The sequence below is a fragment of the Streptococcus sp. DD10 genome (genome assembly GCF_001578805.1).
GTDB lineage: Bacteria > Bacillota > Bacilli > Lactobacillales > Streptococcaceae > Streptococcus.
In genome coordinates this window covers 30680-40754 of record NZ_KQ969163.1, presented here as the reverse complement: position 1 = coordinate 40754, position 10075 = coordinate 30680, and the positions used below count along the sequence as shown (strand labels likewise).

General features: G+C 38.9%; 11 protein-coding genes and 2 pseudogenes. 9 read left to right on the top strand and 4 right to left on the bottom strand.

All coding sequences use genetic code 11. From position 1 onward, the window contains the following. Positions 1 to 672 (bottom strand): annotated as a pseudogene (locus tag STRDD10_RS11195) (hypothetical protein); the annotation flags it as partial. 125 nt (positions 673 to 797) lie between these two features. On the opposite strand from STRDD10_RS11195, the gene STRDD10_RS08050 reads away from it, so the two are divergent. The 8 genes and pseudogenes from STRDD10_RS08050 (at position 798) to STRDD10_RS11625 (ending at position 6642) form a co-directional block, all read left to right on the top strand. Continuing rightward, on the top strand, positions 798 to 1061 hold the full coding sequence (locus STRDD10_RS08050; RefSeq protein ID WP_231853396.1) for a hypothetical protein: 264 nt from the start codon (positions 798 to 800) through the stop codon (positions 1059 to 1061). Positions 1062 to 1070: 9 nt separating this feature from the next. Continuing rightward, on the top strand, positions 1071 to 1289 hold the full coding sequence (locus tag STRDD10_RS08045) for a hypothetical protein (protein WP_067194848.1): 219 nt from the start codon (positions 1071 to 1073) through the stop codon (positions 1287 to 1289). 157 nt (positions 1290 to 1446) lie between these two features. Further along, on the top strand, positions 1447 to 1614 hold the full coding sequence (locus tag STRDD10_RS11190; RefSeq protein WP_197458321.1) for a hypothetical protein: 168 nt from the start codon (positions 1447 to 1449) through the stop codon (positions 1612 to 1614). A 2-nt stretch (positions 1615 to 1616) separates the two neighbouring features. Next, positions 1617 to 3836, top strand: coding sequence for a type IV secretory system conjugative DNA transfer family protein (locus STRDD10_RS08040; RefSeq protein ID WP_067194845.1), 2220 nt, complete (start codon positions 1617 to 1619; stop codon positions 3834 to 3836). Positions 3837 to 3929: 93 nt separating this feature from the next. Beyond that, positions 3930 to 4733, top strand: coding sequence for a replication-relaxation family protein (locus tag STRDD10_RS08035; RefSeq protein ID WP_067194842.1), 804 nt, complete (start codon positions 3930 to 3932; stop codon positions 4731 to 4733). A 205-nt stretch (positions 4734 to 4938) separates the two neighbouring features. Further along, positions 4939 to 5577: a recombinase family protein gene (locus STRDD10_RS11630; RefSeq protein ID WP_231853395.1), complete on the top strand. Its 639-nt coding sequence runs from the start codon at positions 4939 to 4941 to the stop codon at positions 5575 to 5577. 12 nt (positions 5578 to 5589) lie between these two features. Then, positions 5590 to 5889 (top strand): annotated as a pseudogene (locus STRDD10_RS11805) (recombinase family protein); the annotation flags it as partial. A 3-nt stretch (positions 5890 to 5892) separates the two neighbouring features. Then, positions 5893 to 6642 carry a DUF4368 domain-containing protein gene (locus tag STRDD10_RS11625; RefSeq protein ID WP_331709918.1) on the top strand — a complete coding sequence of 250 codons (750 nt, stop codon included), beginning with the start codon at positions 5893 to 5895 and terminating at the stop codon, positions 6640 to 6642. A 131-nt stretch (positions 6643 to 6773) separates the two neighbouring features. Here STRDD10_RS11625 and STRDD10_RS08025 read toward each other — a convergent pair whose 3' ends face one another. From STRDD10_RS08025 to STRDD10_RS08015, 3 genes are all read right to left on the bottom strand, one after another. After that, positions 6774 to 7799 carry a threonine aldolase family protein gene (locus STRDD10_RS08025; RefSeq protein WP_067194839.1) on the bottom strand — a complete coding sequence of 342 codons (1026 nt, stop codon included), beginning with the start codon at positions 7797 to 7799 and terminating at the stop codon, positions 6774 to 6776. Between the two features lie 348 nt (positions 7800 to 8147). Next, the gene (locus STRDD10_RS08020) at positions 8148 to 8474 is read right to left on the bottom strand and encodes an AzlD domain-containing protein (RefSeq protein ID WP_067194837.1); all 327 of its coding nucleotides are present in this window, start codon (positions 8472 to 8474) and stop codon (positions 8148 to 8150) included. Next, complete coding sequence (locus STRDD10_RS08015) at positions 8464 to 9159, bottom strand: AzlC family ABC transporter permease (RefSeq protein ID WP_067194834.1); 696 nt, start codon at positions 9157 to 9159, stop codon at positions 8464 to 8466. The genes STRDD10_RS08020 and STRDD10_RS08015 overlap by 11 nt, the downstream gene beginning before the upstream one ends. A 135-nt stretch (positions 9160 to 9294) precedes the next feature. Between STRDD10_RS08015 and STRDD10_RS08010 the strand changes: the two genes are divergently transcribed. Further along, complete coding sequence (locus STRDD10_RS08010) at positions 9295 to 10017, top strand: metal ABC transporter ATP-binding protein (protein ID WP_067194831.1); 723 nt, start codon at positions 9295 to 9297, stop codon at positions 10015 to 10017. The last annotated feature ends 58 nt before the right edge of the window (positions 10018 to 10075 follow it).

Below are 10075 nucleotides of genomic sequence, written 5' to 3'. Positions count from 1 at the left end.
TGAGTATAAAATATAATCACCAGATAATTCATCAAAAGATTCATCATAAAACGTATAAGGAGCGATTTTCTTAAATAATTGAAGTTCCTCCTCTGAAAAACGGTTTAATTCTTGAATAATACGCTTAGAGTAGCCGTTAACTTGAGAAACAAGTTCTTCTAAGGGCTTCGAAATAACTTCTGTCTCTTGACTGAAATCAATCGAAATATATTCCTGATATTTATTATGATAACAAGTTAAAGCGTAAAATAAACATTCTACAAGAAATAAATAAGGGCGGTCTGAGTAATTTAGTTTGTAAGATTGTTTTAGACCGAACAAAATAGTTTTAGGAAGATTTTGAGATTCTTCCAATAATTCAAAATAATCCTCTAGAACTCCAAATAACTCAAATTTACTCTCTTTATAATTGGCATTACTCAATCGTTTTTCAGCTTCTAAAATGTATCGCGAAAAACTTTTTTCATTTATCTCATCTTGGACGATTCCATACAGGGTTCGTCCTTTATTTTGTCCTGTAAAATATTTGTTAAAAGCTGTATCTGAGATATAAGCTAGTGAATCTTTATGAAGCACCGTTGTTAATCCAACACTTACTTTCTTTTTATCAGACCAGACTACTTTATTAGAGTGTTTTAAGGCAATTGAAAATAGATTTGGAATATCAAACATGGCGCACCTCCGAAATTGGCAAGATTTTGGCATAACTATTGACAACAAATACTAACTCATATTTTTTATACTTAAACCATAAGTTAGCTAACTTAATTAAATTATACCAAAATCAAAGGAGAAACATGATGAATACTCTACAAAAATCAACTACAGATACAGGCCTTACACAACTTGTGAATCCATACCAGTTACGAGTTGCCAAGGAATTGAACCAATCTATGGCAGCCAATCAAGCACGAGAATTACTCGCAACAGACCTGCTATATAAGGTTGGTAAACTTGCCCTCATTCAAGAGGAAATCTTGGGCAATACACCAAATGCTAAGGTCTACACGGATTATATCTTGCGGGCTTTCACATACCATTCAGCGGAAAAACTAAAATAGGAGGTCGTTATGGATAATTCTCAAGCCCTCATTTTCTTAATCTTGATTTCTGTACTTGCTGGTCTTTGGGATTGGTTTCATGCTAAAAAGAACGAAGTTAAGAAATCAAAAACAGAACAGTTCACATCGGAAGACCTTGAGCTAGCCGAATTTCTTGAAAAACGCCAAGAAATCAACGATTTATTCTTGCTCGCTGAAGCAAAATTGAGACGAATTTCCAAAAAGTAAAAACCTCACTTGAACTAGACAAAAGGAAAAAATATTGTGAAATATACTACTGTAAAAATGTCCTAAAACTATTCCAATCGCTCAAAAAATCACCACTTACGAAATTTAACTTTTTATCACTTTTCTTGTATAAATGGAGACAGAAAGGAGACCAGCTATGAAGAAACTATTTGCTTATATTCTCGGACTGTTTGCTTGTGCTTGGCTTGTTAATAAAGCAATCAAAATGATTTTGGAAGTTTGGGGAGTTTTGGCAATTTTCGGGGTTGTTATTCTCGTTAGCTGGGTTGCCTTTCGGGTAATTAAATCGAAAGATTGGAGGTAAAAATGAAAAGAAAGTTCGAAACGTTATCTTGGAGTGAATGGATTTGGCAACGTCCATTTTCTGAAGAAGACGTAAAATCTATGCTTGGGCAACTAGTGGGATTATCTCGCCGTAAAACGATTGTCTTCGAGATTCGAATGAAACGAAATCAAGTACGTTATTTACTAGGAACAGAAGAGCAAGATAAACGCTATCTTCATCAACTTATCCAATCTCATCGTCAAATACAATTTTCGAAAGCGCCTAAGCGAGAGAAAATGTCTGTTGCTCGCTTGGTAGAGATAAAACAATCTCACTATGCGCTCAAGGTAGATTCGGTCGAAAATATGGTGCGTTCAAGTCTTGCGCTTTCAACAACACTACAACCAGATGAAGAACTTGTCGTTCAGTTGCTCATTGGCGCAGGCTCACCACCAAAACCGCAGCCAAAAAACTTACCCAATCTATCTGCTCGCTGGTATCAGGTTATTACAAATAACATTCCAGAGCTTTCCGAGAACTCAAAAAAGCTCATGCGCCAAAAATTAAACCAATCTACTTTTAAGTGTGAAATCCGTATCGGTGCTAAATCTCGCAGTATCTTGCGAATAAAAGAGTTCTTTTCGAGCTTGCTTAGTAGTTTTAGAATGTTAGAAAGTTCTGCCACTATCGAATTAAAACCAATCTCCGCCCAAAAACTTAATCAAGTACAACCCTCGTGGTCTTTTCCGTATAGCTTATCCGTCTCAGACCTAGCTTGTTTTATGCTTTTACCTATCGGAGAAGAAAAGATTTCTGGCGTGCCAAATGTTCACCCTAAATTAGTAACGCCACCTCTTGGCTATAATCTTAATCGAAATAAGCTGAGGAGTCTAGCGCAAACTATCGAAAGTGAGCCAAGACCAATCCAGATTTCTGCCCAATCTGCTAAAAAGCACCTTTTTCTCTTAGGAAGTACAGGAACTGGGAAAACAACAGCCATGAGTCATTTAATTCTATCCGATATAAAATCAAAAAATCATAGTGTAGTTGTGGTTGATGCTAAGGGTCAACTAACGCACGAACTTTTAGAGCGCACACCAGCTGAACACGATGAAGATATTGTGGTGATTTCACCCACTTCAAAGCGAATTGTCGGTATAAACCCTTTCGAGCTCACTAAGCATGGTATCGAGCCAGAAGTTATTGCAGATTATCTACTGGAGCTATTTAAAGGACTTTATCCTGAACATTTTGGAATTTACTCGCTGGATATTTTATCGCACAGTTTTCTAACGCTTGCTAGAATTCCGAACACTTCTTTAGTCATGCTACCAAGTTTACTCACTAATCAATCCTTTCGAAATAAACTATTAAGAGAGTTAAAAGACCCAATCGGGCTGGAAAGTTTCTGGAACTGGTTTGAGCTACTTAGTGAAGCTCAACGTCACCAGATGTTAAACCCCATTTTGAATAAATTCCGACAGTTTTTGCTTCGTCCGCAACTTCGGGCAATGTTGGGACAAACTAATCCAAATTTCAGTCTTGCAGAAATCTTCAAAAGCCGAAAAATCGTATTAATTTCACTAAATAAATCAGTAATCGGTTCAGAATCTGCGAAACTCATTGGTAGCCTCATCACTTCAATGCTCTGGATGTTAATTTTGCGCCAGTCTTCGGTTGAGCCAAGCAAACGCCAATCGGTCTTTATCTATATTGATGAAACACCGAGTTTCTTAGGTATCCCTAACGCTAACTTAGATGAAGCGCTTTCGCAATCTCGTCAGTTTAATGTTGGATGGAATATCGGCTTCCAACACCTCGCCCAGATGTCACCTCAGCTAAAAGCTGGAATTGAATCTAATGTTGCGAATAAAATTGTTTTTGGCTTAAATCTTGATGAAGCTAGTGAAATGGCAAAATATACTCTGGAGATTGACAAAGAAGATTTTTACAGCTTACCACCATTTTGGGTATATATCAGAACAGAAATCTCACCAAATACCTACCGTTGGATTATCGGTAAAACCTACCCACCTAAGCCAAAAATTAGAGATAGTCGCACGCCATTTTTGAATAGCTTAACTAGATATGGGCAAGATATAACAGATATTGAAGCTGAATTTGAAAGCTATACTTTTGAAAAACCGGTTTCGAAAGACAATAATCCACCGCAACAGCTAACAGATTTAGGGCGCAAAAAGAGTTCCAATCGGTCTTCGAATCGTGTTGATGAAGAAAATTCGTCCGTCCCTGATAAATAAAGGTTTTTAGGATTTTTACTCACACGACTTACTCCGCAACTAAGCACATTTTACGGGAGCACACCTTTTCAATTTTAATGGAGAACAAAACAGATGAAATGGAATCAATTAACAAATGAAGATACACAAATTCTTTACTTTTTGAGTCAAGCAAGATATGCGACCACCAACCAACTAGCCAGACTCTTTTTTGCGGATAGCGCTCGATTCGAAACCGCCATTCGCCGTGCTAATTTTACCGCACAGAGTCTTAAACAAGCTGGCTTGGTTTCACACTTGAAGCGACGAGTTGGTGGTGCACGCCGTGGCTCTGCTTCTTATGTTTGGCAAATTACTTTTCAGGGATTAAAGCTTCTTAAAAACCAAGATGACAGTATCACCTTGCGTTATAAAAATAAATATGAACCAACCCAGCACCACGTTGAACACACTTTGGCGATTACGGAAATCTTTGTTGAGACACTGGAGACCGTTCGAAATTCAGAAAAACTGTCGCTTGAAACCTTTTCCTTTGAGCCGAACTCTTGGCGCAGTTACCAAAAACTCTCTGGTATTGGAATGACTTTAAAACCAGACGCTTATTTGGAGTTGGTTAATCATGATTATGAAGACCATTATTTTCTGGAAATAGACCGAAACACAGAAAGCCTTGCGCGCATTGTGAACACCTGTAAGAAATATATTGAATATTATCGCTCAGGTATTGAACAGCGCCAAAAGGAAGTTTTTCCATTTGTGCTTTGGGTTGTGCCAGATGACAAGCGCAAACTGGCGATTTCGAAAGCGATTCAAAAAGAATTATACAATTTTTGGGAATTATTCATCGTGATTACTTTGGACGAATATTCAGATTACATCAAAGGAGGAATTTTGAATGAACCAGAAGTATCAAGATAGAGACTCAAACCAGCCCTCACGCACCGCCGATGAAATTTGTCGCATTGGTCGAACGACTTACTTAATCCGTCACCGTTTTACTGGAAATCGCCACCTTGAAAAAGTCTTAGAAAGGTTGATTTTAAGCGATAAATCACTGTTTTAACAGTAGTAAAAATGGTATAATAGTAGTATAAGGTGTGTGAACTCCATAAGGAGAAAACGCATGAATAGAACATTGAAAATTTCAGATTATAGACAAGTAGATACTTCGAAACTTTCAGATATTACAGTGGTTTATTGTCGTTTAAGTCAAGACGATGGACTGGAAGGAGATAGTAACTCAATTACCAATCAGAAGAAAATTCTGCTTGATGTAGTTACAAGAGAAAATCTCCCTAATCCTATTTTGTTTATCGATGATGGCTTTAGTGGCACAAATTTTGACCGCCCAGCTATTTCGGAAGCTTTGCGATTAGTGGAAAATCGGCAAGTTTCAAACTTCATTGTCAAGGATTTAAGCCGTCTAGGGCGGTCTTATATCAAGGTTGGACAACTAACCGAAATCACTTTTCCGAGTTTCGATGTCCGCTTTATCGCCTTAAATGATGGCGTAGACTCGAATAAGCCTAATGAAACTAATTCTATTTTCTTGCCAATCAAGAGTTTAATGGACGAAATGTATGCGGCGGATACCAGTAAAAAGATTCGGGCGGTTGTTCAATCGAAAGCTAGAGCTGGTGAGCGAGTGACGGTTAATCCACCCTATGGCTATCTCAAAGACCCTGACAATCCTAGAAATTGGATAGTTGACCCCGTTGCGAGCGAGGTTGTGAGGCGGATTTTTCAAGAAGCGAAAAATTGAAAAAGTCTTTCAGAGATTGCAAAAGGGTTAGAAAATGACAAAATTTTTAAGCCAGACCGCCACCGAATAGAAATTGGTTTGAAGTCTATCTCTGCTAGTCCAAACGTGGAGAAACTGCCTTATTTTTGGACGAGAGAAACTTTAAGTAGCATTTTAGGGCGTGAAGAATATCTTGGGCATACGGTCAATCTTCGAACACGGAAGAAATCTTATAAAGACAAACGCAAAGTAGATAATCCAAAAGAAGATTGGTTGATTTTCAAAAATACTCATGAGGCTATCATAGACCAAGAAACTTTCGATATTGTCCAGAAAATGCGAAGCCATAAACGTTCGAATAAGCGTTATAAGAATCGGATTGGTCACGAAAATTTGTTTGCTGGATTAGTTTTTTGTGGAACTTGTGGGCGAAAGCATTATTTTTGCCCACAAGAGAAAAATGGGCTTAATCACGACCATTATAAATGTTCTGGCTACCGCAAACCGATTGATGGTTGCGAAAATCCACACTACATTCAAAAGTCCGCCTTGATTGAAATTGTGAGCGACAAGCTCCGCCAGACCATTCAAGAAATCCACTTCGACAAAGAAGCTTTTTTGAAAAAGTTAGAACAGCAAAGTCAAGCGCAATTCACTAGAGACAACAAACGCCAGCGCCAGCAACTCGAAAAAGATGAATACCGCTCCAAAGAGATTGACCGCATCATCCAGAAGCTTTATGAAGATAATCTACTTGGTAAAATTTCAGATGAACGCTTTGTGAAGCTAAGTCAAACCTATGAAGAGGAACAGCAACAGCTTCAATCTTCCATTTCTGATTTAACCGAAAAACTCGCCAAACAAGAAGAAGACAATCTCAATATCTCTAAGTTTATGGCGAGAATTTCCAAATATACAGAGCTTCCAGATTTAACCGTTGAAATAGTAAATGAGCTGATTGACAAGATTGTGATTTATAAACCAACTGGTACGAAACGTAATCGCATTATTCAGATTGACATTTACTATAATTTCATAGGAAAACTAAACAACGAAAAAAGCGAGTCAGATGAACTGACTCGCTAATATTAACCGAAATAACTAAACTGCTTTATGTCAGCCGAGTTAATGAGGACTTTTTTATTTTCACATCTTTATATAGATTAAGTAAACTAATTGTTTTCTCTCCACTTTGGGTTAAGAAATTTAAACTCTTATTATAAAACTTCTCTCAAACAATCGATGTCTTCCTGTGTAGTAGACCAGCTAGTCGCTAACCGAATAATGGTGTGGTTTTCATCATAAGGCTCCCAGTAGCTGTATACAACCTTTTCAGCTAGAGGTTCCAACTGGCTATTTTCAACGATAATAAATTGCTGATTAGTTGGTGATTTAAGGTAGAAGCGGTAGCTTTTTTCTTCTAAAATTTCCTTTAGTTGTTCAGCCAAGGCAATCGCTTGATGCCCGATTTTCAGATAAAGATTATCCGTAAAAAAACGGTCAAACTGCACACCAAAGATACGGCCCTTAGCCACCAGAGCCCCATGTTGCTTCACAATGGTCGTAAAATGCTTCGGCTTGTTCTTCTTGGTAAAAACCACCGCCTCCCCAGCTAAAGCACCTACCTTAGTCCCTCCAATGTAGAACACATCGCAGAGCTTGGCAATAGTCGGCAAATCTACATCCGTATCTTTAGCAGCCAACCCATAAGCTAGGCGAGCCCCGTCTAGAAATAGGGGAATCCCGTGATCACGACAAATGGAAGCAAGTACCTCCAACTCTTCCTTACTGTATAGAGCCCCATACTCAGTCGGATGGGAAATATACACCATCCCCGGAAAAACCATGTGCTCATGGTTAGCATCCGCATAGAAGGTTTCAATCAACTTCTCCACATCAGCAGCCGCAATCTTCCCCTCATGGTGTGGCAGAGTCAGAACTTTATGCCCCGTGAACTCAATCGCTCCTGCCTCGTGGACACTGATATGACCCGTTTCTGCTGCGATGACTCCTTCATAAGATTGGAGCATGCTATTAATCACGATTTGATTGGTTTGAGTACCACCTGTCAAAAAGGCAACCTCAGCTTCTGGACACTGACAAGCCTGAACAATCTTTTCTGTTGCTTTCTGACAATAGCTGTCCATCCCATAACCAGCTAGATTTTCTTCATTAGTCGCCACCAAGGCTTCTAACAAAGCTGGGTGAACTCCTTCATTGTAATCATTTTCGAAGTGTAACATGGGAACCTCATTTCATAGTTTACTCCATTATAACAGATTTGTTTGGAAATACAATGACGTGATGGTTTTCTAAAGAGAACTTTCAGTAATCTTTCAGAAATAGACGGGAATTTCTTGAAAAGTAGAGTAACTAGTCAGTCGAGCTGTCCTAATAGCTAAAAAGAAGAAATCTAATAGCAACATCAAAAAAATGGAACAACTGATACTCAATGAAAATCATCAGCAAACTAGGAAGCTAGCCGCAGGCTACTCAAAACACTGTTTTGAGGTTGCAGATGGAAGCTGACGTGGTTTGAAGAGATTTTAGAAAGAGTATGAAACAGACAAAAGGGACTCAAGCCTTCCCTTTTAGAAAATAAATCGCAAGATTGCCACTAAAACAATGCCAAAAATCACCGTCCCAAGGAGATTCTTATACCGAAAAGCAACATAGAGACTAGGAACAGTTGCTAAAAGATCCAACCAACGAAGCTGAGGAAACATCCCTACCTTCCCCTCAACAAGACTCGATAAGATCAAGGCTGTAATGATTGAAATCGGCAGGTATTTTAAAAAGCGTACCACGATTTCTGGCAACCCCTTGTATTTTACAAGGATAAAAGGAAAAATCCTTGGTAACCATGTCACCAAAGCAGATAAAAGAATCGCTACTAAAACAGTTCCATTAAGCGTCATCACGCACCACCCCCACAAAACAACCTAAGAGAGTTGCCGCTAAAACAGCAACAGACTGAGAGACAAAAATAGATAATACAAAAAAAGTCAAAGCGACTGCTAACAACACTTCCAGCATGGTTTTCACTTTTTCTGTCTGCCTCATCCCCTGAAACTGTGCCACAAAAATTCCGATAAACATCGCAACTAAGGCAAAATCAAGCCCAAACATCTCAGGATTTGGCAAGAGAGAACCTAGAGCCGTCCCGATAACTGTAGCAAAAAACCAAGCGATATAGCCAACCAGATTATTCCCATGCATCCAAGAAACAGAAACATGTGGATTACGGAGTTTTTCAGACAGGTAAACTCCATAACTTTCATCTGTTAAAAGACTCCCTATCCCAACATTGTGCAGCAAACTAGCTTCTTTGAAATCCGGCGACGTATGAAGACTCATCAGCATATTACGCAGATTGATGAGAAAAACTGTCAAAGTAATATCCAACAAGGATTGAGAAGCTGCTAGCATTGCAATCATAGCAAACTGAGAGGCCCCAGCATAAACCAAAAGACTCATCAACCCCATTTCTAAAGGAGATAGATAAGGAGAAGCTACGACACCACAGGCCAGTCCGATACTGATGTATCCTAGTGCCGTTGGCAAAGCATCCCTTACCCCATCATAAAAAGACTTTACTTTCATTCAACCGTCCTATTCTTTCCAACATTCATATGATTCATTATATCATAAAAAAGAAAGGAAAATAAGAAATAAATTCCAAAAATTAACTTGACTTAATTTTTATTTTAGGGTATATTAATATAAAAGGAGTTAAGTATGCTTAAAATTCAAAATGTAAGTGTTTCCTATCAAGAAACACTCGCTTTAGAAGATATCCATCTTACCATTCAAGATCCTAGTATCACAGGAATTATCGGTCCCAATGGCGCTGGAAAATCTACCTTACTAAAAGCCATCTTAAACATGATTCCCCATAGTGGGCAGGCATTTCTAGACAATCATGAACTGAAAAAATCTCTCGCTCGTGTAGCCTATGTTGAGCAAAAGGCAGACATCGACTTTCATTTTCCTATCAAGGTTAAAGAATGTGTCTCCTTGGGACTCTATCCTCAGACCAAAATGTTTCAGCGTTTGTCAAAGGCAAACTGGGACAAGGTCATGCAAGCTCTAGCTATCGTAGGCTTGACCAACTATGCAGATCGGCAGATTAGTCAGCTGTCTGGCGGCCAGTTTCAACGGGTTTTAATCGCTCGATGCCTGGTGCAGGAGGCAGATGTTATCTTTTTGGATGAGCCTTTTGTTGGAATTGACTCGGTCAGCGAGGAGATTATCATGAATACACTACGCGATTTGAAGACTGCTGGAAAAACCATCCTCATCGTCCACCACGACTTAAACAAGGTTAGCCACTACTTTGACCAGGTTCTCCTGCTCAATCGTAAGCTCATTGCTTTTGGACCAACGGAGACAACCTTCACAGAGGAAAATCTAGGAAAAGCTTACGGTGACGGACTATTTTTCAAGGGAGGGGCACGATGATTGGAGAGTTTATTGACGGCTTGATGAGCTTTCATTTCCTACAAAATGCCTTGATTAC

What these genes read in the sequence shown, in the direction of transcription:
- STRDD10_RS08035 (WP_067194842.1), top strand. Translation starts at nt 3,930, where the DNA reads ATGAAATGGAATCAATTAACAAATGAAGATACACAAATTCTTTACTTT.
- STRDD10_RS08040 (WP_067194845.1), top strand. Translation starts at nt 1,617, where the DNA reads ATGAAAAGAAAGTTCGAAACGTTATCTTGGAGTGAATGGATTTGGCAA.
- STRDD10_RS11190 (WP_197458321.1), top strand. Translation starts at nt 1,447, where the DNA reads ATGAAGAAACTATTTGCTTATATTCTCGGACTGTTTGCTTGTGCTTGG.
- STRDD10_RS08020 (WP_067194837.1), bottom strand. Translation starts at nt 8,474, where the DNA reads ATGACGCTTAATGGAACTGTTTTAGTAGCGATTCTTTTATCTGCTTTG.
- STRDD10_RS08010 (WP_067194831.1), top strand. Translation starts at nt 9,295, where the DNA reads ATGCTTAAAATTCAAAATGTAAGTGTTTCCTATCAAGAAACACTCGCT.
- STRDD10_RS11630 (WP_231853395.1), top strand. Translation starts at nt 4,939, where the DNA reads ATGAATAGAACATTGAAAATTTCAGATTATAGACAAGTAGATACTTCG.
- STRDD10_RS08045 (WP_067194848.1), top strand. Translation starts at nt 1,071, where the DNA reads ATGGATAATTCTCAAGCCCTCATTTTCTTAATCTTGATTTCTGTACTT.
- STRDD10_RS08050 (WP_231853396.1), top strand. Translation starts at nt 798, where the DNA reads ATGATGAATACTCTACAAAAATCAACTACAGATACAGGCCTTACACAA.
- STRDD10_RS11625 (WP_331709918.1), top strand. Translation starts at nt 5,893, where the DNA reads ATGCGAAGCCATAAACGTTCGAATAAGCGTTATAAGAATCGGATTGGT.
- STRDD10_RS08025 (WP_067194839.1), bottom strand. Translation starts at nt 7,799, where the DNA reads ATGTTACACTTCGAAAATGATTACAATGAAGGAGTTCACCCAGCTTTG.
- STRDD10_RS08015 (WP_067194834.1), bottom strand. Translation starts at nt 9,159, where the DNA reads ATGAAAGTAAAGTCTTTTTATGATGGGGTAAGGGATGCTTTGCCAACG.